Raw genomic sequence first — 22469 nt, 5'->3', positions numbered from 1 at the left:
CTTGTCGCGCGCGGAAAAACTTTACCATCGCCTGATTGTCTGGCTGTTGCTGGGCATTTTAGCCGCGCCGCTGCTGGCGACGCTGCTGTACGGCATATCCACCAGCTGGAGCGATACCATTCTGCCGCAGGGCTTTACGCTGAAGTGGCTCACCGCATTATGGAGCGATCCGCGTTTTCTGACCGCGCTCGGTCATTCGCTGCTGGTTTGCTTCGGTGCGCTGCTGTTCTCGCTGGTGCTGGTGCTGCCTGCCATGTTTGTGATCGCTTACTACTATCCGAAACTGGATGCGGTGATGAACGTGCTGATCCTGATGCCATTCGCCGTGCCGCCGGTAGTTTCGTCGGTCGGCCTGCTGCAGCTCTATTCGTCGTCGCCGCTAATGCTGACCGGCACACCGTGGATTTTGATCGGCTGCTACTTCACTATCGCCTTGCCGTTTATCTATCGCGCCATCTCCAACAATATGCAGGCCATCAATTTGAAAGAGCTGATTGATGCCGCCCAGCTGCTCGGTGCCAGCACCTGGCAAGCGGCGCTGTTTGTGGTGCTGCCGAACCTGCGCAAAGGCGTGTTTATCGCGGTGCTGCTCTCCTTCTCCTTCCTGATTGGCGAGTTTGTCTTCGCCAATATGCTGGTCGGCACCCGCTATGAAACCTTGCAGGTTTATCTGTTTAACATGCGCAACGGCAGCGGCCACTTCACCAGCGCGCTGGTGATCTCCTATTTTGCCGTCGTCCTGCTGGTCACCTGGCTGGCGAATGCCCTCAATCCTGAACGAGGCTGACCATGAGTTATTTGAGCGTCACCCAGCTGAATAAAAGCTATGGCCCAACCGCTATTTTTGAAAACATCGATTTCAGCGCCGAAGAAGGCGAATTTGTCACGCTGCTCGGCCCCAGCGGCTGCGGCAAATCCACGCTGCTGCGCTGCATCGCCGGATTGACCGAAGTGGATAGCGGCAAAGTATTGCTGCAAGGTCAGGATATCGTGCCGCTGCCGCCGCAGAAGCGCACCATCGGCATGGTGTTTCAGAGTTACGCGCTGTTCCCCAACATGACGGTTGAGAAGAACGTGGCGTTTGGCCTGAAAATGCAGAAACTGGCGAGCGGCGAGATTCAAAAACGCGTGATGGAGGTGCTGGCGCTGGTGGAACTCACCGAGTTCGCGCGGCGTTATCCGCATCAGCTTTCTGGCGGACAGTGTCAGCGCGTGGCGCTGGCGCGTTCGCTGGTGACGCGTCCACGCTTGCTGCTGCTGGATGAACCGCTGTCGGCGCTGGATGCGCGCATTCGTCGCCATCTGCGCGAGCAAATCCGCCATATTCAGCGCGAGCTGAAACTCACCACCCTTTTTGTCACCCACGATCAGGAAGAGGCGCTGACCATGTCCGATCGCATCGTGTTGATGAACCGGGGCAAGATCGTGCAGAACGGCAACGCGGAAATGCTCTATACCCAACCGGCCGATCTGTTTGCTGCTGGCTTTATTGGCAACTACAACCTGCTGAGCGCGGAACAAGCAACGCAGCTGACCGGACAAACTTTCAGCGGCCAGGTCGCGATTCGCCCCGAGTCGATCCAGCTATGCGCACCGCAGGCTGGCATCCACGCCACCATCCTCAGCCACAGCTTGCTTGGCAACGTGATTCGCTATCGAGTGCGCGCGCAAAACGTGGAGCTCTCAGTTGATGTACTCAACCGCAGCGTGGCAGATTTGCATCCCGCTGGCATGCAGATTGGGCTACAGTTAGAGATGTCGACGTTGCGCCAGGTTGCTTAATTTAAACGAAAAAAGGCGACACAACGCGGCGAAGGTTTTACCGGTTGTGCTCACCGTCAGGCTGGCAATCGGTGTGGTTTGAGCCTGACGGATGAGGAGCCTCTATACGTGTTAACTCTGCTTAATCTACTCTCCGCCGTTGCGCTGCTGGTGTGGGGCACACACATTGTGCGAACCGGCATCATGCGCGTTTACGGTGCCGATCTGCGTCGCGTACTTAGCCGCAGCGTCGAAAAAAAACCGATGGCGTTTCTTGCCGGCATTGGCGTCACGGCGCTGGTGCAGAGCAGTAACGCCACCACGCTGCTGGTTACCTCCTTTGTTGCCCAGAATCTGGTAAGCCTTACACCCGCGCTGGTAGTGGTATTGGGCGCGGATGTCGGGACCGCGATCATGGCGCGTATCCTGACCTTCGATCTGTCGTGGCTGTCGCCGCTGTTTATCTTCTTTGGCGTGGTGTTCTTCCTCAGCCGCAAGCAAACGCGCGTTGGGCAGCTGGGCCGCGCCAGTATCGGGCTCGGACTGATTCTGCTGGCGCTGCAGCTGATAGTGGCGGCCGCCAAACCGATCACTCAGGCGGCGGGCGTACAGGTGCTGTTTTCAACGCTGACCGGCGATGTGATGCTCGATGCGCTGATTGGCGCGGTGTTCGCCATCATTAGCTACTCCAGCCTCGCGGCGGTACTGATTACCGCCACGCTGACCGCCACCGGCGTGATCTCCTTCAAAGTGGCGCTCTGTTTGGTGATTGGAGCCAACCTCGGCAGCGGCTTGCTGGCGATGATCAACGCCAGCGGCTCCAACGCGGCGGGCAAACGCGTCGCGCTCGGCAGCCTGCTGTTTAAGCTGATTGGCAGCATCGCCATTTTGCCGTTCGTCAATGTGGTCGCCGACGTGCTGGATAAAATGCCGGTCAACGATGAAGAGTTGGTGATCTTCTTCCACGTGTTTTACAACCTGATCCGCTGCTTAGTCATGGTGCCGTTTGCCGATCCGATGGCGCGCCTGTGCCGCCGTATGATCGCCGATGATCCTGAAAACGAAACGCATCTCAAACCCAAACACCTCGACAGCAGCGCACTGGATACACCCGCGTTAGCGCTGGCTAATGCCTCACGCGAGACGCTGCGCATCGGCGATGTGGTCGAGCAGATGATTGAGTCATTCAATAAAGTGGTGCACGGCGACCTGCGCGAAGAGCGCGCGGTGCGGCGGCTGGATGATGATGTTGATGTGCTCTACACCGCGATCAAACTCTATCTGGCGCGCATGCCAAAAGAGGATTTGCCGGAGGATGATTCACGCCGCTGGGCGGAGATCATTGAGATGGCGCTCAACCTTGAACAGGCGGGCGACATTATCGAACGCATGTGTGCCGACGTGGCGGATAAGTCGCTAACCGCGCGCCGTGCCTTCTCAGCGGAGGGATTGGAGGAGCTGCAAACCTTGCAGGAGCAGGTGCTGTATAACCTGCGGCTGAGTTTGTCGGTGTTTCTGTCGCACGATGTCACCAGCGCCAAACGCCTGCGCCGCTCTAAACATCGTTTCCGCATCCTGATTCGCCGTTTCTCACACGCGCACGTCGAACGTTTGCATCTGCAGAACGTGCAAAGCATCGAAACCAGCTCGCTGCATCTTGGCTTGCTGGGCGATATGAAGCGTTTGAATTCGCTGTTCTGCGCCGTGGCGTACACGGTTTTAGATCAGCCAGATGATGAGCGGGAAGAGGATTAAATGTCGTTTCGTAGGGTCGCCATTGATGGCGACCACACCAAATTTACGACAACAAACTAAACGCAATCATGCCAACAATCGCGCCGGTAGTTCCCAGAATGGTTTCCATCAGCGTCCATGTCTTCAGCGTTTCGGCTTCGGTGGCGCCGGTAAAGCGGCCAAACAGCCAGAAACCGGCATCATTCACGTGACTGATAATGATCGAGCCGCCGCCGATACAGATCGACAGCGCAGCCAGCTGCGCGCCGCTGTAGTGCAGCGGTTCAATCACCGGCATCACCAAACCAACGGTAGTTAAACACGCCACGGTGGCCGAACCCTGAATCACGCGAATCGCGCCAGAAAGGATGAAGCAAGCCAGCGCAATCGGCATGCCTGCACCGGTTAACGCATGCCCTAAAACCGGGCCAACGCCCGAATCCACCAGCACCTGCTTAAACACGCCGCCCGCACCAATCACCAGCAGAATAATGCCCGCCGGTTGCAGCGCGCTGCCGCACACCTGCATCACCTTCTCTTTATCCATGCCCTGACGATAAGCCAGGCCATAAATCGCCACCAGACAGGCCAGCAGAATCGCGGTGAACGGATGGCCGATAAACTCCAGCCACTCATACAGATGAGAGCCCGGCGTGGTGAAACGTGCACCGATGGTTTTCAGGCCTACCAGCAGCAGCGGGAACAGAATCAACGCCAGGCTAAAGCCAAACGACGGCAGTTTGCCCTCTTCCACTTCCGGCTGATGATCTTCCGGTGGCGCGCTAAAGCTAACGTGACGCGCGATAAAATTACCAAACAGCGGACCAGCAATCAGCATGCCCGGAATCGCCGCGCACAGGCCCAGCAGAATCATCCAGCCAAAATCGGCGTGCATCTGCGCAGCCAGCAGCATCGGTGCGGGTCCCGGCAGCAGGAACGCGGCAGAAGCGGCAACACCGGCAAACAGTGGGATCACCAGCTTCACTAAATTGCCTTTGGTACGACGCGCCACGGCGAACGCAATGCTGATCAGCAACACCACCGCCACTTCAAAGAACAGCGGTAACGCACAGATCAACCCGGCAACGCCCATCGCATAGTGCGCGCGGCTTTCACCAAAGGTTTTCAACATGCGGATGGCGATCTGATCGACGGCGCCGGTTTCATGCAGGATCTTGCCGAACATCGCGCCCAACGCCACCACAATGGCGAGAAAGCCGAGCGTTCCGCCCATGCCTTTTTCCATGGTTTCAGCGATTTTATCGAGCGGCATGCCAGAGAACAGACCGGCACCAATAGAGACTAACATCAGGGCAACAAAGGCGTGCATACGCGCTTTCATCACCAAAAACAGCAGCAGCAGGACAGAGCCTGCTGCGGTTAACACTAGCGTTGCGGTACTCATGACTAACCCTTGTTGATTGCACCCTCAATGGTCGCAACCGTGGCCGCAACTACCTCATCCAGTGAATGATTGATATCAACCACCAGTACATCGGGCTCATCCGCGCCGGGTTCCTGCAGCGTGGCGAACTGCGTCACCAGCATCTGCGGTTTAAAGAAGTGACCTTTACGCGCTTTCAGGCGGGATTCGATGGTTTCGAAGTCGCCCTGCAGATAGATAAATTTCAGGTTCTCGTTGCCCTGTCGCAGGATGTCGCGATAGGACTTTTTCAGCGCCGAACAGACGATGATGGAGATCTCCTGCGTACGCTGCATGGCAAATGCCGCATCATTCAGCGCCTGCAGCCACGGCTGGCGATCGTTGTCGTCCAGCGGATGACCGTCGGCCATTTTCATGATGTTGCTGCGCGGATGGAGGAAATCCCCATCGAGGAACGCAGTGTTTAACTGATGAGAGACCTGATTGGCGACGGCAGATTTTCCGCTGCCGGAAACGCCCATCAGGATAAAGACGTGGTGCGATGGAGATGGCGTTGTCATTGTTTTGCACTCCGGCAGTGAATTCTGCCCAATGTTACCGATAACAAATCGAGTTGCCATTGTCAGAGCCCACTGAAAGGCTGGCAACCCTTCTCAGGCGGAAAAGCACGAAAGTGTGAACTGACTCAAAAAATCGCCAAAATCAGATGCTGTCACCTTCGGAGATTTCAAAGCCAACATCCAGCGGTTGTGTCATCGTGCGATCGCCGCCAATCCGCGCCAGCAGCATCGCTGCCGATTCGCGTCCCATACGCTCTCGCGGCGTTAACACCGTGGCGAGGCGCGGATTCACCACTTGCGTGATGTCGTGGCCGTGGAATCCGGCAATCGCCATCTGCTCCGGCACACGCAATCCCTGACGCTGACACTCAAACATCGCGCCCACCGCGAGGTCATCGTTAGTACAAAACAGGCTGTCGGTTTCGGGATAACGCTTTTGCGCTTCGCACAGCAGTTGCGCGCCGGCGCTAAACGAGGAGGCATCTTCCATCATCACGCTGTGTGGCGTGAGCCCCGCTTCGCGCATCGCTTTTTCGTAGCCCTGCTGCTTCTGCAAAGTACGTTCATCAAGGCGCGCACCGAGATAGACGGTGTGGCGATGGCCTTTTTTCAGAATAGCATGCGTCATCTGCCGCGCGGCTTCGACGTTATCGAAGCCCACCGCCATATCGAGGCAAGGCGTTACCGAATCCATCATCTCAATCACCGGAATGCCCGCCACTTCCAGCATGCGCAGCGTGCCTGGCGTATGGGTGCGTTCGGTGAGGATCACGCCGTCGATATTCCAGCCGAGCAGCGAGCGCAGCTGCAACTCCTCTTTCTGCGCGTTATAGCCAAAGTGCGCCACCAGCGTTTGATAACCGGCTTCGTCGGTAACGGCTTCGATCCCGCGCAAAACGTCGGCGAAAACCTGGTTAGTCAGCGAAGGCAGCAGCACGCCGATGGCGCGGCTGGTGGCGTTAGAGAGCATATCGGGCGCGCGATTGGGGATGTAACCGAGCTCATCTAGCGCCACGGCGATCTTATCGCGCAGCGCCACCGAGACCTGATCCGGGTTGCGCAGGTAGCGGCTGACGGTCATTTTTGTGATGCCGACGCGATCGGCAACGTCCTGTAATACCGGTCTTTTCTTCTTCATCGTATGCGCCTGAGATCAGAGATAACCCGAGTTTATCATTTTTTTGTCAGGTTAAGGTTTTGCGGGAAATCGGTCGCCATTAATGGCGACCTTACGGTTATACGGCGGGGGTTTTGTAGGATGCGCATTCATGCGCACCAGGCTTCTCGTTACTTCCGAGAATGGTCTTGTAGCTAACCTGGAAGAGAACAAAGAGCATCGGCAGTCCTGCACATCAGACTAAATGACAAAACAAGGATCATTATGACGGACCATTCTTCTACACCAGCCAAACGCCCGATTGAGCGTTTTCTTAACACCGTTGAGTGGCTAGGAAACTTATTACCGCATCCGATTACGCTCTTTGCGCTGTTTGCATTGTTCATCATCGTCGCCTCCGCAATTGCCGCCGCCTTTGGCGTCAGCGTTATCGATCCGCGCCCGGTTGGTGCAGCGGGTCGCGCACCGGATGGTGTGATTCACGTGGTTAGCCTGATGAGTGCCGATGGTTTGCAACGCATCGTCAGCCATCTGGTCACCAACTTCACCGGCTTTGCGCCGCTCGGCACCGTGCTGGTTGCGCTGCTCGGCGTGGGCATTGCCGAACATTCTGGGCTGCTCTCGGCGGCAATGCGCGCGCTGGTGTTTAACGCACCGAAAAAGCTCATCACTTTCACCATCGTCTTCGCCGGTATCGTATCCAATACCGCTTCTGAGTTGGGCTATGTGGTGCTGATTCCGTTGGCGGCGATGATTTTCCACTCATTGGGACGTCATCCATTGGCGGGCCTGGCGGCGGCGTTTGCCGGTGTTTCCGGCGGCTACAGCGCCAACTTGCTGCTCGGCACCATTGATCCGCTGCTGTCTGGCATTACCCAAAGCGCCGCACAGATTATCGATCCTAACTACCATGTTGGCCCGGAAGTGAACTGGTACTTCATGTTTGTCAGTACCTTCGTGATTTCCATTCTTGGCACCTGGATTACTAACAGCATTGTCGAACCCAAACTGGGCAAGTATCAGGACAGCGAAGGCGAGGCGGTGCGTGGCGATATGGGCGCGCTATCGGCAGAAGAACGTCGCGCGCTGAAAGGCGCAGGCTGGGCGGTTCTCGGCGTCACGTTGTTACTGATTCTGACCGTGATTCCAGGCTACGGCGTATTGCTCAACCCGAAAACCGGCACGCTGGCAGGCTCGCCATTCCTGAAAGGCATTGTGGTGTTTATCTTTGTCTTCTTCGCCATTCCCGGCATGGTTTATGGCCGCATGATTGGCAATATGCGCAACGATCGCGACGTGATCAACGCCATGTCTGCCAGCATGAGCAGCATGGGCATGTACATCGTACTGGTATTCTTTGCGGCACAGTTTGTTGCGTTCTTTAACTGGAGCAACTTCGGCACCGTGGTAGCGGTGAAAGGCGCCAATCTGCTGGCATCACTGGATATGGGCGCGCCGCTGCTGTTTGTCTGCTTCATCATGATCTGCGGCTTTATCAACCTGATGATTGGCTCCGCCTCGGCGCAATGGGCAGTTACCGCCCCGATTTTCGTACCGATGTTAATGCTGGTCGGCTTTGCGCCGGAAGTGATTCAGGCGGCTTATCGCATTGGTGATTCGGTAACCAACGTGATTACGCCAATGATGAGTTACTTTGGTCTGATTATGGCGGTGGCGGCGCGCTATCGTCGCGACATGGGTATCGGAACGCTGGTGGCGATGATGTTGCCGTATTCGGTGGTGTTTATGATTGGCTGGACGCTGCTGTTTGTCCTGTGGGTGTTTGTCTTCAACCTGCCGGTCGGGCCCGGTGCAGCAACCTGGTACACCCTGTAAAAGGCAAAAAAAAAGCCAGCACCCGAGCTGGCTAAATAATACTTGGAAGCAATGTGAGCAATGTCGTGCTTACCCGGTTGTCAGGAGACGTTCCCGAGCTCGCATGACAATAATAATCATTATCATTCGCGTCTGTAAAGTATTTTTGCGGATTATTTTGCGTTGACGAATTGCGTTAATCCCTTGATGTTAAAAGGGATTTATTCCATTTTGCACAAGGAGCGCTCTATGAGTCAGATCGTCATTCGTCACGCCATTCCCGAAGATGCCGCCGCTTTAACGCGCATGTACAGCCAGCCTGAACCGCAGGCCAGCACGCTACATCTGCCGTTTCAATCCCCGACGCTGTGGCAGGAGCGCCTAAGCAATCCGCGTCCGGGTGTGCAGATGCTAGTGGCGTGTATTGACGATCAGATTGCCGGACAACTCACTCTTGAAGTGCTGTCGGTGGCGCGCCGTCGCCATGCGGCGACCTTTGGCATGGGCGTCGATTCTGCCTTTCAGCGGCGCGGCGTCGGTAAAGCGCTGATGTCAGCGATGATTGATTTGTGCGACAACTAGCTGCAGGTGACGCGCATTGAGTTGACGGTGTTCGCCGATAACCACAAAGCGCTCGGCTTGTATCAGCAGTTTGGCTTTGAGATTGAAGGCACCGCGCGTCGACACGCGATGCGCGACGGCGAAATGGTGGATACGCATTATATGGCGCGCTTGAAAGGTTAATGTGAATTCGCCGGTTGCTTGTAGGGTGCGCATTAATGCGCACCTGGAAATCAGGTCGCCATGAATGGCGACCCTACAAGTGATTAATAACCTGCACTCAAATCATCTACCGAACGCGGATCCGATGCGCCATAGCGCGTGCCATCCGGCCCAATCATAATGCTCTGCGTGCTGCCCATTGCCGGCATCACTTTCACATGCTGGCCTTTGGCTTCCAGCAGGCGCAGCGTATCCGGGCTGAAGCCTTTTTCCACGCGCAGCTGATCGGGCAACCATTGATGATGGAAGCGCGGTGCGTTGGTCGCTTCCGCAACGTTCATACCAAAATCGATGCTGTTCACCACCATTTGCAGAACGGTGGTGATAATGCGGCTGCCGCCTGGGCTGCCGGTCACCAGCCAGGTTTTACCGTCTTTCGCCACGATGGTGGGCGACATCGATGACAGCGGACGTTTGGCCGGTTGCACCGCATTCGCCTCGCCACCAACTAAGCCGTAGACGTTGGGCGTGCCCGGTTTGGCCGAAAAATCATCCATTTCATTGTTCATCAAGATGCCGCTTTGTCCGGCAACAATGCCGCTGCCGAAGTAGGTATTCAGCGTGTAGGTCACCGCCACCGCGTTGCCATCTTTATCCACCACCGAGAAGTGCGTGGTTTGATTGCTTTCATACGGCGCCAGTTTGCCCGGCTTGATCTCGCTGGATGGACGCGCTTTGTTGACGTCAATCTGCTGCGCCAGGGTTTTGGCGTAGGCTTTGCTGGTCAGCGCCTGCTGCGGCACTTTAACGAAGTCAGGATCGCCAAGGTATTCCGAACGGTCGGCATAAGCGTATTTTTCCGCTTCCGCCATCACCTGCATCGCATCGGCGCTGCCAAAGCCAAACTTCGCGAGGTCGAAGTTTTCCAGGATATTGAGGATCTGCACGATGTGAATCCCGCCGGACGATGGCGGCGGCATGGAGAACACTTCGTAGCCGCGATAGGTGCCGCTCACCGGTTTGCGTTCTACCGCGCGATAAGCCGCCAGATCCGGCTTGCCGATCAGGCCGCCGTGCTGCGCCATTTCACCGGCAATTTCATCGGCGATTTTGCCCTTATAGAACGCCTCCGGACCTTGCTGGGCGATCAACTGCAGGCTATGTGCGAGGTTTTTCTGCACCAGACGTTCGCCCTTTTGGTACGGCTTACCGTCGGCTTTGTAGAAAATCGCACGGCTGTTGTCGTGATTGATCAACGTCTCTTTGCCGTAAGTGGCGAGATCGTCGGCCAGCGCATCGTTCACCACGATGCCGTCACGCGCCAGTTTAATGGCGGGTGCCAGTAATTTGCTCAGCGGCAAGGTACCGTATTTCTGTGCCGCCAGCGCAAAACCGGCCACGGTGCCCGGCGTGCCTGAGGCTAAGTGAGAAGTGAGTGACAACTTACTATCAGCATTGCCCTGCTTATCGAGAAACATATCGCGTGAGGCGCGCGCCGGTGCCATTTCGCGGAAGTCGATGGCGGTGGTACGTCCAGATGCGGTGCGCAGCAGCATAAAGCCCCCGCCGCCGAGGTTACCGGCCTGCGGATGCGTCACAGCTAGCGCGAAACCGACCGCAACGGCCGCATCCACCGCGTTACCGCCCTGCTTGAGAATATCGACGCCAACTTCCGTCGCCATCGCATCCACCGATGCCACCATGCCATGTTTGGCTTTCACCGGGTGAAAGGTATCGCTATCAACACCATACGAAACCGGCGGCGCGTTGGCGGGCGCGGCTTGTGCGCCCTGCACCACGGTAAAACTCATCAATAATGCCCAGCCGAACTGCCGCACGTTGCCCTGTATCCTCATCCTGCCACCACCCTTTTAAAGTTATTTATACCCTTCATACTTCAAGGTGCAGATGCGTTGGCTGCTCTCGTTCACCCGAATCACTTACTTGTGTAAGCTCATCGGGACTCTCTCGTTTGCCGCTTTCCTGCGCCTTGAATTATTTTGGGTATCCATTTGTTATTTATTGATGCAAGTGTTTGCAAACACGGTAAAAAGCGTAGCAGTAAGCTAAATTCGGCGCACTCCTGGATCATAGGTTTGTGATATCGCATAAACTTATGGCTGCAGCGCGTGTTGCCACATTGGCGGCATCAGCACACAGCAGGCTGCATTAATGGAGGAAGACCATGAACAAATGGCTAATTGTGATCGCAGCATTGCTGCCGTTAAGCAGCATGGCAAATACGTTGAACAGCACCAACGACCCGAACAAACCCGGCTATAACCCGAGCCAGCAGCGGATGCAGTCGCAGATGCAGAGTCAGCAGCAACAGCAGAAGCTCAAGTTGCAGCAGAGTCAGCAGCAGCAAAGTCAGGATGTACAGCGCAAGGTGCAGGAACAGCGGGATAGCGCCCAGCAGCGCGTGATTCAGTCGCAGCCGGGCCAGAATCAGCAGCAGAACTAACGGAAGTCGGGCCCGATAATATCGATGCGGTCGGTGCAGATAGCATCGACGCCCCAGTCTAACAGCTCGCGCGCCCGCGCGGGCTGATTCACGGTATACACCAAAATATGCAGACCGGCCGCTTTTAGCTGCGCGGTGCGTTCGGCGTCGAGTAATTTGTGGTTCAGATGGATCGACGCGCAATCCAGACGCGAAGTCAGCGCCTGCCAATCGTCGTGCCATTCATCCAGCAGCAAACCGCGTGGCAGTTCCGGCACCGCTTCCATTGCCGCTTCCAGCGCGGCGTAAGAGAACGAGGAGAGCAGCGGCGCGGTTTGTCCTTGCCACATTTCACGTGCCGCCAGCGCCACATTGCGGCCGGTTTCCACATCCTGCCCAGTGGTGGGTTTGATCTCGATATTCGCCATCATCTGATGCTGGCGACAACGTTCGGCCACTTCACTCAGCAGCGCCAGCGGTTCGCCTTCGTAATCGCGGCTAAACCAGCCGCCGGCATCCAGCTGTGACAGCTTATGCCACGACAGCGCGCCCGCCACGCCCCAACCGTTGCTGGTGCGATCCAGCGTGTCGTCGTGCAGCAGGAAAATCTGCTTATCTTCCGACAGCTTGGCATCAAACTCGATCATGGTGTGACCGTGCTGCGCGCCGACATCAATCGCCGCGAGGGTATTTTCCGGAGCCAGTTTGCCGCCGCCGCGATGCGCGACAATGTGCGGATAAGGCCAGTTGTGTTGACTCATTCCAGACGCTTTCCATAGGTTGAATCGAAGAAGTGTAACGCATCTGACGGCAGATGCAGCCACAAGGTGCTGCCCGCCTGCGGGCGCTCGCTGTGCGGCAAACGTACCACCATGCGCGCATTACCGATGCGTCCGTGCGCCAGATTATCCGCGCCCAGCATCTCTAACGTCTCCACCACCAGCGGAATGCCGCCCGCGTCGCGGCTGCTGAGCTTGATGTGCTCGGGACGAATGCCGAGCGTTAGCGGGCGATTGGCCCATTTGGCTTTGCTTTCGCCCAGCAGCAAGCTGTTGAGCGCATCCAGCGTGAAACGCGTGCCGTCGCTGCTGATTTGTCCCGGCAGTAAATTCATGGCGGGCGCGCCGATAAACGAGGCAACAAACTGGCTGGCCGGACGCTCGTACACTTCCACCGGCGTGCCCACCTGCTCCACCACGCCTTTGTTCATCACCATCACGCGCTGCGCCAGCGTCATCGCTTCCACCTGATCGTGCGTCACGTAGATGCTGGTGGTTTTCAGGCGGCGATGCAGCTGTTGCAGCTCAAGGCGCATCTGCACGCGCAAGCGCGCATCCAGATTCGACAGCGGCTCATCAAACAGGAAGACCGCTGGTTCACGCACGATAGCACGCCCCATCGCCACGCGCTGACGCTGTCCGCCCGACAGCTCACGCGGGCGGCGATGCAGCAGATGATCCAGCTCGAGGCTGCGTGCCGCTTCCATTACGCGTTGATCGATCTGCACTTTGCCCATGCCGCGAATTTTCAGGCCATACGCCATGTTTTCGCCCACCGTCATATGCGGATAGAGCGCGTAGTTCTGGAACACCATGGCGATGCCGCGATCTTTCGGTTCCATGTTGGTGACGCGTTTGTCGTCGATATAGATATCGCCCGACGATACGCGCTCAAGGCCCGCCACCATGCGCAGCAGCGTCGATTTACCGCAGCCGGAAGGGCCGACCATCACCATAAATTCGCCATCGTTAATGGTGATATTCAGTGGCTGAATGATCTGATTTTTGCCGTCATACGATTTGGTAACGGTCTGAAGGGTTACGCCTGCCATTTATTTATCACTCTCTACCAGGCCACGCACAAACGCACGTTGCATCACGAGTACCACCACCACCGGTGGAATCAGGGTTAATAACATTGCCGCCATCACTTCATTCCACTGCGTCGGCCCGCCGCTGCTGTTGATCATACTTTTCACTCCGGCAACGGCGGTGCTGAGGCTGGCATCGTTGATGATCAGCAGCGGCCACAGATACTGGTTCCAGCCGTAGATGAAGGTGATCACGAAGAGCGCGGCGAGATTGGTTTTGGACAGCGGTAACACGATGTCCCAGAAGAAACGCATCGGGCTGGCACCGTCGATACGCGCCGCCTCAATTAGCTCGTCCGGCAGCGACATAAAGAACTGACGGAACAGGAAAGTGGCGGTAGCCGACGCCATCAGCGGCAGCGTTAAGCCGCTGTAGCTGTCGAGCATATTCAGCGTCGAAATCACTTCCACCGTGGGGAAAATACGCACTTCTACCGGCAGCATCAGGGTGATGAAAATCAGCCAGAAAAACAGCGAGCGCAGCGGGAAGCGGAACCACACCAGCGCGAAGGCGGAGAGCATCGAGACGCTGATTTTGCCGATGGTGATGCCGAGCGCCATCAGCAGGCTGTTGAGCATCATCATGCCAAACGCCGGACCGCTGCCATTCACGCCGTGCGTCCAGATGCGCGAGATGTTCTCCCACAAATGCGTGCCCGGCAGCAGCGTCATCGGCACCTGATACACCGCTTCGTTATCCAGCGTCGCTGCGACGAAAGCGATGTAGAGCGGGAACAGAATGGTCAGCACGCCCAGCACCAGCAAGGTATGGCTGAAGATGTCCAGCCCTCGTCGATTCTCAATCATTGGTATTGCACCTTACGCTCGACAAAGCGGAATTGCAGGATAGTCAGGCCAATCACCAGCAGCATCAGCACCACCGATTGCGCGGCGGAGGAAGAGAGATCCAGCCCGGTGAAGCCTTCGCGATAAATTTTGTAGATCAGCGTGGTGGTGGCCTGCACCGGCCCGCCGCCGGTGGCGGCATCGATCACCGGGAAGGTATCGAAGAAGGCGTACACCAGATTGACCACCAGCAGGAAAAAGCTCACCGGCGTGATCAGCGGCAGGGACAAATTGAAGAAGCGACGCACCGGACCGGCGCCATCGATCGCCGCTGCTTCCACCAGCGATTTGGGAATCGACTGCAGCGCAGCGAAGAAAAACAGGAAGTTGTAGCTCATTTGCTGCCAGATCGACGCCAATACAATCAGGAACATCGCCTGACCGCTGTTTTGCGCGTAGTTCCAGTTGTAGCCCATTTGGTTCAGCAGATGGCTGAACAAACCGAGGCCCGGATTGAACAGGAACATCCACAGCACCGCCGCCACCACCGGCGCCACCGCGTACGGCAGCAGCAGCAAGGTTTGGTAGAGCTTGCGCAGGCGAATCACATAATCGACCAGCGCCGCCAGCAGCAGGGAGAAGGTCATGCCGCAAATCGTCACCAGCGCACTGAACTCAATGGTGGTCCAAAAGGAGGCCAGATAGTATTCGTCGCTGAACAGGCGTTTAAAGTTCGCCAGCCCAACGAAGGTGCTGGAGATGCCAAAAGGATCAATGCTTTGCAGCGAATACCACAAGGCTTCACCGGATGGCCACAAGAAGAAGATGGCTGTAATCACCAGTTGCGGCAACAGCAGCAAATAGGGCAGAAAACGGGAGCGAAATACCGGGCGCGATGAGGACATAGCAGGCTCAATCAAAGAAGAAAATCGGGGCGAACGCCAGGCGTCGGCCCCGAGATAACAGCGTTACTTCACTTGCTGCTCAAAACGGCGCAGCAGTTCGTTACCGCGTTTCACAGCGTTATCCAGCGCAGCTTGCGGCGCCTGTTTGCCGGTCCACACGCCTTCCAGCTCTTCGTCCACGATGGTACGAATCTGCGGCATGTTGCCCAGACGCATGCCTTTGGTGAACGGCAGCGGATCTTTGTTCAGCATCTGACGCGTGGCGATGTCCGCACCTGGGTTCTTGTCATAGAAGCCCTGTTGCTTGGTCAGCTCGTACGCGGCAGTGGTGATCGGCAGATAACCGGTTTTCTGGTGCCATTCAGCAGCGATTTCCGGCTGGGCGAGGAACTTCATGAACTCCGCCGCGCCTTTGTAGGTGTTGGCATCTTTGCCTTTCATCACCCACAGGCTCGCGCCGCCAATGATGGCGTTCTGCGGTGCGTTCGGTACGGTTTCATCGTACGGCATCATGCCAACGCCGAAGTTGAATTTGGCGTAGTGTTTGATGTCGGCCAGCGAACCGGAAGACGCGGTGGTGATGCCGCAATCGCCGTTATAGAACTTGGCGGTAGATTCATCTTTGCGACCGAAGTAGGTGAAATCACCCTTCTTGTTCATCGCTTCCAGCATTTCAATGTGGCGCACCTGCACCGGCTTGTTGAATTCCAGCACCGCGTCGGTACCGTCAAAGCCGTTGTTTTTGGTGGCGACCGGCAGCGCATGCCAGGCGCTGAAGTTTTCAATCTGAATCCAGCCCTGCCAGCCGCTGGCGTAACCACAGGTCAGGCCCGCTTTGCGCAGCGCTTCAGCATCTTTTGCCAGCTCCTGCCAGGTTTTCGGTGGCTGATCCGGGTTCAAACCGGCTTTCTTGAACGCGTCTTTGTTGTAGTACAGCACCGGCGTGGAGCTGTTGAACGGCTGAGAGATCAGCTGGCCTTTGCTGTCGCTGTAGTAACCGGCGACGGCTGGCACGAACTGCTTCGGATCCATCTGCACGCCAGCGTCTTTAAACACCTGGTTGACCGGGACGATAGCTTTTGACGCCATCATGGTCGCCGTACCGACTTCATACACCTGCAGCAGCGCAGGCGCTTTACCGGAGCGCACCGCCGCGATACCCGCCGCTAAGCTCTGCTCGTAGTTGCCTTTGTAAGTCGGAACGATTTTGTAATCGGGATGAGCCTGGTTAAAACGTTGTGCCAGAGAATCAACTTCTTTGCCTAACTCGCCTTCCATTGAGTGCCAGAAAGGGATCTCAGTTGCAGCCAGCGCATTACCGCTGAGCGCCAGACCGAGCACTACACTCATCAGGCGGGGACGAAGCGTAAAAGCGGACATAAGGTTTTTCCTGTGCTGTTAAGTACGCGCGAATTCGCGCATTTTTTAGTTCGCGACGTAACATGACACGGGGAAATGACGGATTAATAACAGGTTTATGACGGGGATGTGACAGATAGGTTTTGTTCGATTGGGGTTTAGGACGGGGCAATTGAGCTGCTAAGGTAAAGGTCGCCATAAATGGCGACCCTACGCGATTTTGTAGGGTCGGCATTCATGCCGACCGCCGGTTACGCGCCGAGGTACGCGCTTCTAACCGCTTCGTTGGAAAGCAACGCTTCGCCGCTATCCTCCAGCACTACATGACCGTTTTCGAGCACATAACCCCGATCCGCCAGCTTCAGCGCCTGGTTGGCGTTCTGCTCGACGAGGAAGATGGTCATGCCCTCTTTACGCAACTGCTCAATGGTGTCGAAGATCTGCTGAATGATAATCGGCGCCAAACCCAGCGACGGCTCATCCAGCAGCAGCAAGCGCGGCTGGCTCATCAACGCGCGACCAATCGCCAGCATCTGCTGCTCACCGCCGGACATGGTGCCCGCGCGCTGCGCTTTACGTTCTGCCAGGCGAGAAAACAGCTGATACACGCGATCGATACGCTCCAGATACTGCTGACGCGTGGCGAAGAAGCCGCCCATCGCCAGGTTCTCTTCCACCGTCATGCGCGAAAACACGCGACGGCCTTCCGGCACAATCGCAATCGCTTCACGCATGATTTTCGCGGTTTGCCAGTCAGTGATCTCTTTACCATCAAAGGTGATGTTACCGCTGGTGGCGCGCGGTTCGCCGCACAAGGTGCCGAGCAGCGTGGTTTTACCCGCGCCGTTGGCACCGATCAGCGTGACGATTTCACCCTGATTGATGTGCAGATTAATGTTGTGCAGCGCCTGAATCGGACCGTAATGAGCGCTGACATTCTGCAAAGTTAAAATCGGGTTTGCCATGTTACGCCTCACCTAAATAAGCACGGATCACATCCGGATTGTTACGCACCTGTTCCGGCGTGCCGTTAGCCAGCGGCGTTCCCTGATTCACCACGTAAATGCGGTCAGAAATACCCATCACCAGCTTCATATCGTGTTCAATCAGCAGCACGGAAACCTTGTGTTCACCGCGCAATTCGGCGATCAGCTCATCGAGTTCGTGCGTTTCTCGCGGGTTAAGGCCGGCCGCCGGTTCATCCAGCATCAGGATTTCCGGGCGCGTCACCATGCAGCGCGCAATCTCCAAACGACGCTGCTGACCATACGCGAGGTTGCCCGCCTGACGGTTCGCCAGATCCAGCAGACCAATGCGGTCCAGCCAGGTTGCTGCGCGATCCAGCGCTTCGCTCTCACCGCGACGGAAAGCCGGGGTTTTGAACAGGCCGGAGAACACGCCGCTTTTCAGGTGCTGATGCTGAGCCACCAAGAGGTTTTCAATCACCGTCATTTCACGGAACAGACGTACGTGCTGGAAAGTACGCACGATGCCCATGCGCGCAATTTTCTGGCCCGGTAAACCTTGCAGCTGCTGATCGCGCAGTTTGATGGTGCCGCCGGTCGGTTTGTAGAAACCGGTCAGGCAGTTGAACACCGTGGTTTTACCGGCACCGTTCGGGCCGATCAGCGAAACAATTTCCTGTGGATGCAGCTCAAGCGCCACATTGTTGACGGCTAACAGGCCGCCGAAGCGCATCATCAGGCCTTCAACGGCTAATAAAGGCTGACTCATGCCTGCTCTCCTTGTTTGCTGCTTTTCAACTTCAGATGCGGACGCTTCATCGGCAGCAGACCTTGTGGACGCCAGATCATCATCAGCACCATCAAACCGCCGAGCACCAGCATGCTGTACTCGTTCAAATCACGCATCAGCTCGCGCGATACCACCAGCAGAATTGCCGCGAGGATCACCGCCAACTGCGAACCCATGCCGCCCAACACCACAATTGCCAGCACAAAGGCCGACTCAACGAAGGTGAAGGATTCCGGGCTGACGAAGCCCTGACGCGCCGCGAACAGCGTGCCAGCGAAGCCGGCGAACACGGCGCTGATAGTGAAAGCAGTCAGCTTGATGCGCGTCGGGCTCAGGCCGAGCGAACGGCAGGCGATCTCATCTTCACGCAGCGCTTCCCACGCACGACCTAACGGCATACGCAGCAAGCGGTTGATAACAAACAGCGTCAGCACCACCAGCAGCAGCGCTACCAGATAAAGGAAAATCACGCGGTCGCTGGGATCGTATTTCAGGCCGAAGAAGTCATGGAAAGTGCTCCAGCCGCCTTCACTGACGCGACGGCCAAATTCCAGACCAAACAGGCTTGGCTTGGGAATCTGCGCAATGCCGTTCGGTCCGCCGGTGATCGCGGTGTTGTTCAGCAGCAGGATACGCACGATTTCGCCGAAACCGAGCGTGACGATCGCCAGATAGTCACCGCGCAGGCGCAGCACCGGGAAGCCGAGCAGCAAACCAAAAGCCCCGGCGACTAAACCAGCCAGCGGCAGGCTTTCCCAGAAACCAAAGCCGTAATAATGATTGAGTAACGCGAAGGTATATGCGCCGATGGCGTAGAAACCGCCGTAGCCCAGCACCAGCAAACCGGATAAACCCACCACCACGTTCAGCCCAAGACCGAGCATCACGTAGATCAGCGTCAGCGTGGCGATATCCACGCTGCCGCGCGAGACCAGAAACGGCCAGATGACGGCGGCGGCTATCACCAGCGCCATCAACAGCTTCTGCTTTGGCGTCGATCCATCAAAACCCGGCAGGACAAAACCTTTGCCGCTGCGTTTGAATTTACCCTGCACCAGCGGACGCAGCAGCTGGAAGACAAACACCACCGCACAACCAATGAAAATCCAGTTCCAGCGCACCGCGCCTGCGTTGGCGACCACCAGTTTGGTGCCGTCCAGATCGAGGCGCACGCCCATAAAGAAGGTGGCGAGAATCAGCAACATCACCGTGGAGATCACGGCGTTGACCAAACCGAGGCGTTTCATACTTTCTCCACCTCCGGACGGCCAAGAATCCCGGTTGGCATCACCAGCAGCACCACGATCAGCAGCGCGAAGGAGACCACATCTTTATATTCGGTCGACAGATACGCCGAGGTCAGCGCTTCCGCAATGCCCAGCACCAGGCCGCCAATCATCGCGCCTGGAATACTGCCGATGCCGCCCAATACTGCGGCAGTGAAGGCTTTCATCCCGGCCATAAAGCCGATGAACGGGTTGATCGAGCCGTAGAATTGACCTAGCAGTACGCCCGCCACCGCCGCCATCGCGGCACCAATAATGAAGGTGAGAGAGATAACGCGGTCGGTGTTGATGCCCAGCAGACTGGCCATTTTCAGGTCTTCCGCACAGGCGCGGCATGCGCGGCCCATGCGCGAATAACGGATAAACAGCGTCAGCGCCAGCATCGACAGGAAAGTCACCACCCAAATCACCAGTTGCATGGTGGAGAGCGTAGCAGCAAAGCCGTTGCTCTCGCCCAGCGTCCACTGACCGGTGATCAGGCTTGGCAGCGCGAGATCGCGCGAGCCTTGCGTCAGGCTGACGTAGTTCTGCAGGAATATCGACATACCGATCGCTGAGATCAGCGCGATCAGGCGCTTGGACGATCGCACCGGCTTGTACGCCACGCGTTCGATGCTCCAGCCATAGGCGCTGGAGATGATCACCGCCATCACGAAACCGGCGGCGATCATCAGCCACGAGGTATCGATGCCCATCATCATCAGGGCGGCAATCACGATAAAGGAGACATAGCTACCGATCATGTACACCTCGCCGTGGGCGAAGTTGATCATGCCGATAATGCCGTAAACCATGGTGTAACCGATGGCGATCAGCGCGTAGGTGCTCCCGAGGGTAACCCCGTTGAACATCTGCTGAATGAAATAGAGAAACTGCTCGGACATAGTGAGGACCTGCTCTGGAGCTGAATAATTCCCTCTCCCGCGCGCGGGAAAGGGAATTTTGGGGGATTACTTAACTGCGGTAGAAGAGCCGTCTTTGTGCCATTTGAAGACACCAAATTCGAAGCCTTTCAGATCGCCTTTCTCATCCCAGTTCAGGTTGCCCATTACGGTTGGAACGGCAGCGCCTTCTTTCAGGTTCTTAGCAATCGCATCGGGCTCATCGCTCTTGCTGCGCTCGATACCAGCCACCAGCGACTGAATTGCCGCGTAGGTTGTCCAGACGAACGGACCAGTAGGATCTTTGCGATTCGACGCGGTGTTGGCTTTGATTGCATCCACGATCGCTTTGTTCTCTGGCAGCTGGTCGTAGCGCTTTGGCAGCGTTACAAACAGGCCTTCAGACGCATCACCTGCGATGTTAGACAGAGAAGCGTTGCCCACGCCTTCCGGGCCCATGAAGCCGGCATTCAGGCCAGCGGATTTTGCCTGACGCAGAATCTGACCCAGCTCCGGGTAGTAACCGCCGTAGTAAACGAAATCGACGTTCTCTTTCTTCAGGCGCGCAATCAGCGTGGAGAAGTCTTTATCACCGGCAGTGATACCTTCAAACAGCACCACGTTGCCGCCTTTGGCTTTCAGGGTTTTCTGCACGGATTCCGCCAGACCCTGACCATATTGCTGCTTGTCATGCACCACAGCGATACGTTTTGGTTTGATGTGGTCGAGGATGTAGGTCGCCGCCGTTGGGCCCTGATCGGAATCCAGACCGGTAGTACGCAACACATCAGCATAGCCACGCGCAGTCAGTTCTGGCGCGGTCGCGGCTGGGGTGATCATCAGCACGCCTTCGTCGTTATAGATGTCTGAAGCAGGCTGAGTAGAGGAGGAGCACAGGTGGCCGATAACGTATTTAATGCCGTCGTTAACCACTTTGTTGGCAACCGCTACCGCTTGTTTCGGGTCGCAGGCATCGTCATATTCCACGCCAACCAGTTTGTCACCGTTAACGCCGCCTTTGGCGTTGATGTCCTTAATCGCTTGCGCGGCACCGGTAAACTGCATGTCACCGTACTGCGCGACCGGACCGGTTGATGCGCCTACGATGGCAATTTTGATGTCTTTTGCCAGCGCCGCATGGCTCATCGCCAGGGCAACGCAGCCCGCCAGTAATGCGCGTCCTTTACTCATTTTCATGCGAACTTCCCCATCTGTTGTGTCGTGTTTGTTGTGATTGTTTATTTTCTGCCAGTCAAAGGGGAAAACTCATTCTGCAATAATGGGTTAGCACGCTTTTCTGGCATTTATAGGTAATAAGGCTTTATTTTTCAGGTTATTAAACAGGAACTTTCTTCTGTAAATCAACTGACATATTCAGAATTGGCTGAGTGGATCAGCAGAATCGTCTGGTTGTTATGGCCGATTTTTCAGCAGAATACCAGCGCGTTATGCTGGCTTTTTCGGCTATCGTTGATGGCTTACTCCACAATCCTGGCAAACTGGCTGGCATTTGACCTATTTTCATCAGAAAAAAGTGACAGCGCTCTGACTGTCTAAATTCGCTACACTATCGCCTTTGCACTAGTACAGGTATTAGGTATGAAGCTGACAATCCAGCGCTTAGCATCGTTAACCGCTCAGGATCGTATCGATTTAGCTAAAGTCTGGCCGGAAATCGATATTGTGCAACTGGAGGCGCAACTCAGCGACACGCAGCGTCTGTATGCGGCGCGTTTTAACGACAGATTGCTGGCGGCGCTACAGCTGATCATCAGCGGCACGCAGGGGAAGATCACTCATCTCAACGTGCGTGAAGTCACACGTCGACGTGGCGTGGGTCAATACTTGCTGGAAGAGACGATGGCGCAGAACAGCGCGTTAGCGCATTGGTGGATTGCCGATGACGGCGACGCCGATCAGGGCGTGCGCGCGGCGTTTATGCAGGCTTGTGGTTTTCGTGCGCAGGCTGATGGTTGGGTGCGCTGAAGGGATTTCGTGCGGTTGGTGAAACGGTGCGCATAAATGCGCACCCTACAAAACCCGCGCCGTTCGTAGGGTCGCCATTCATGGCGACCGATTCGCGCGCAATA

At 56.5% G+C, this 22469-nt stretch carries 21 protein-coding genes and 1 pseudogene; 8 read left to right on the top strand and 14 right to left on the bottom strand.

Translation table 11 applies throughout. The features are described from left to right. The first annotated feature begins 1 nt into the window (after position 1). The 3 genes from VIJ98_RS01520 to VIJ98_RS01510 all read left to right on the top strand — a co-directional run bounded on the left by VIJ98_RS01520 (position 2) and on the right by VIJ98_RS01510 (position 3516). A complete protein-coding gene (locus VIJ98_RS01520) occupies positions 2-787 on the top strand; it encodes an ABC transporter permease (protein WP_008109925.1) in 786 nt (261 codons plus the stop codon). 2 nt (positions 788-789) lie between these two features. Then, a complete protein-coding gene (locus VIJ98_RS01515) occupies positions 790-1782 on the top strand; it encodes an ABC transporter ATP-binding protein (RefSeq protein WP_154154747.1) in 993 nt (330 codons plus the stop codon). Positions 1783-1890: 108 nt separating this feature from the next. After that, positions 1891-3516, top strand: a complete 1626-nt coding sequence (locus VIJ98_RS01510) for a Na/Pi cotransporter family protein (protein ID WP_008109921.1) — start codon at positions 1891-1893, stop codon at positions 3514-3516. A 43-nt stretch (positions 3517-3559) separates the two neighbouring features. Here VIJ98_RS01510 and gntU read toward each other — a convergent pair whose 3' ends face one another. The 3 genes from gntU to gntR all read right to left on the bottom strand — a co-directional run bounded on the left by gntU (position 3560) and on the right by gntR (position 6577). Further along, a complete protein-coding gene (gntU, locus tag VIJ98_RS01505) occupies positions 3560-4900 on the bottom strand; it encodes a gluconate transporter (protein WP_008109919.1) in 1341 nt (446 codons plus the stop codon). A gap of 2 nt (positions 4901-4902) precedes the next feature. Then, positions 4903-5439: a gluconokinase gene (gene gntK / locus VIJ98_RS01500; RefSeq protein WP_036621490.1), complete on the bottom strand. Its 537-nt coding sequence runs from the start codon at positions 5437-5439 to the stop codon at positions 4903-4905. Positions 5440-5581: 142 nt separating this feature from the next. After that, positions 5582-6577, bottom strand: coding sequence for a gluconate operon transcriptional repressor GntR (gntR, locus tag VIJ98_RS01495; RefSeq protein ID WP_154194851.1), 996 nt, complete (start codon positions 6575-6577; stop codon positions 5582-5584). Positions 6578-6820: 243 nt separating this feature from the next. Between gntR and VIJ98_RS01490 the strand changes: the two genes are divergently transcribed. Both VIJ98_RS01490 and VIJ98_RS01485 read left to right on the top strand, forming a co-directional pair. Then, positions 6821-8392 (top strand): AbgT family transporter, encoded by a 1572-nt coding sequence (locus VIJ98_RS01490; RefSeq protein ID WP_323271932.1) that lies wholly within the window; start codon positions 6821-6823, stop codon positions 8390-8392. A gap of 228 nt (positions 8393-8620) precedes the next feature. Next, positions 8621-9115 (top strand): annotated as a pseudogene (locus tag VIJ98_RS01485) (GNAT family N-acetyltransferase). Between the two features lie 83 nt (positions 9116-9198). On the opposite strand, the gene ggt reads toward VIJ98_RS01485, so the two are convergent. After that, on the bottom strand, positions 9199-10950 hold the full coding sequence (gene ggt / locus VIJ98_RS01480) for a gamma-glutamyltransferase (RefSeq protein WP_323271930.1): 1752 nt from the start codon (positions 10948-10950) through the stop codon (positions 9199-9201). A gap of 329 nt (positions 10951-11279) precedes the next feature. Here ggt and VIJ98_RS01475 point away from each other — a divergent pair, with 329 nt between their 5' ends. Continuing rightward, positions 11280-11558 carry a DUF2756 domain-containing protein gene (locus tag VIJ98_RS01475; RefSeq protein WP_312180078.1) on the top strand — a complete coding sequence of 93 codons (279 nt, stop codon included), beginning with the start codon at positions 11280-11282 and terminating at the stop codon, positions 11556-11558. Here the strand turns inward: VIJ98_RS01475 and ugpQ are convergent. The 10 genes from ugpQ to VIJ98_RS01425 all read right to left on the bottom strand — a co-directional run bounded on the left by ugpQ (position 11555) and on the right by VIJ98_RS01425 (position 21576). After that, positions 11555-12298 carry a glycerophosphodiester phosphodiesterase gene (gene ugpQ / locus VIJ98_RS01470; RefSeq protein WP_323271927.1) on the bottom strand — a complete coding sequence of 248 codons (744 nt, stop codon included), beginning with the start codon at positions 12296-12298 and terminating at the stop codon, positions 11555-11557. The genes VIJ98_RS01475 and ugpQ overlap by 4 nt on opposite strands. Continuing rightward, a complete protein-coding gene (locus tag VIJ98_RS01465) occupies positions 12295-13368 on the bottom strand; it encodes a sn-glycerol-3-phosphate import ATP-binding protein UgpC (protein WP_008109908.1) in 1074 nt (357 codons plus the stop codon). The genes ugpQ and VIJ98_RS01465 overlap by 4 nt, the downstream gene beginning before the upstream one ends. Further along, positions 13369-14214 (bottom strand): sn-glycerol-3-phosphate ABC transporter permease UgpE, encoded by an 846-nt coding sequence (gene ugpE, locus VIJ98_RS01460; protein WP_008109907.1) that lies wholly within the window; start codon positions 14212-14214, stop codon positions 13369-13371. Beyond that, a complete protein-coding gene (ugpA, locus tag VIJ98_RS01455; protein WP_323271925.1) occupies positions 14211-15098 on the bottom strand; it encodes a sn-glycerol-3-phosphate ABC transporter permease UgpA in 888 nt (295 codons plus the stop codon). The genes ugpE and ugpA overlap by 4 nt, the downstream gene beginning before the upstream one ends. A gap of 63 nt (positions 15099-15161) precedes the next feature. Then, the gene (ugpB, locus tag VIJ98_RS01450) at positions 15162-16478 is read right to left on the bottom strand and encodes a sn-glycerol-3-phosphate ABC transporter substrate-binding protein UgpB (protein ID WP_008109903.1); all 1317 of its coding nucleotides are present in this window, start codon (positions 16476-16478) and stop codon (positions 15162-15164) included. A 230-nt stretch (positions 16479-16708) separates the two neighbouring features. Beyond that, on the bottom strand, positions 16709-17422 hold the full coding sequence (livF, locus tag VIJ98_RS01445; RefSeq protein WP_008109901.1) for a high-affinity branched-chain amino acid ABC transporter ATP-binding protein LivF: 714 nt from the start codon (positions 17420-17422) through the stop codon (positions 16709-16711). A 1-nt stretch (position 17423) separates the two neighbouring features. Then, on the bottom strand, positions 17424-18191 hold the full coding sequence (livG, locus tag VIJ98_RS01440; RefSeq protein ID WP_008109900.1) for a high-affinity branched-chain amino acid ABC transporter ATP-binding protein LivG: 768 nt from the start codon (positions 18189-18191) through the stop codon (positions 17424-17426). Continuing rightward, positions 18188-19459 carry a high-affinity branched-chain amino acid ABC transporter permease LivM gene (locus VIJ98_RS01435; RefSeq protein ID WP_061718402.1) on the bottom strand — a complete coding sequence of 424 codons (1272 nt, stop codon included), beginning with the start codon at positions 19457-19459 and terminating at the stop codon, positions 18188-18190. The genes livG and VIJ98_RS01435 overlap by 4 nt, the downstream gene beginning before the upstream one ends. After that, the gene (livH, locus tag VIJ98_RS01430) at positions 19456-20382 is read right to left on the bottom strand and encodes a high-affinity branched-chain amino acid ABC transporter permease LivH (protein WP_008109897.1); all 927 of its coding nucleotides are present in this window, start codon (positions 20380-20382) and stop codon (positions 19456-19458) included. Before livH ends, VIJ98_RS01435 begins: the two co-directional genes overlap by 4 nt. A 66-nt stretch (positions 20383-20448) precedes the next feature. Continuing rightward, positions 20449-21576: a branched-chain amino acid ABC transporter substrate-binding protein gene (locus VIJ98_RS01425; RefSeq protein WP_061718403.1), complete on the bottom strand. Its 1128-nt coding sequence runs from the start codon at positions 21574-21576 to the stop codon at positions 20449-20451. Positions 21577-21767: 191 nt separating this feature from the next. On the opposite strand from VIJ98_RS01425, the gene VIJ98_RS01420 reads away from it, so the two are divergent. Further along, positions 21768-21893 carry a hypothetical protein gene (locus tag VIJ98_RS01420; RefSeq protein WP_323271922.1) on the top strand — a complete coding sequence of 42 codons (126 nt, stop codon included), beginning with the start codon at positions 21768-21770 and terminating at the stop codon, positions 21891-21893. Between the two features lie 85 nt (positions 21894-21978). Beyond that, a complete protein-coding gene (panM, locus tag VIJ98_RS01415; RefSeq protein ID WP_323271920.1) occupies positions 21979-22365 on the top strand; it encodes an aspartate 1-decarboxylase autocleavage activator PanM in 387 nt (128 codons plus the stop codon). Positions 22366-22469 lie beyond the last annotated feature (104 nt).

It is taken from the genome of Pantoea sp. S18, from assembly GCF_045689705.1.
GTDB classification, from domain to species: Bacteria; Pseudomonadota; Gammaproteobacteria; order Enterobacterales; family Enterobacteriaceae; genus Pantoea; species Pantoea symbiotica.
Note: the sequence above shows the minus strand (reverse complement) of the source record. Positions and strands in the feature narration are given on the sequence as shown.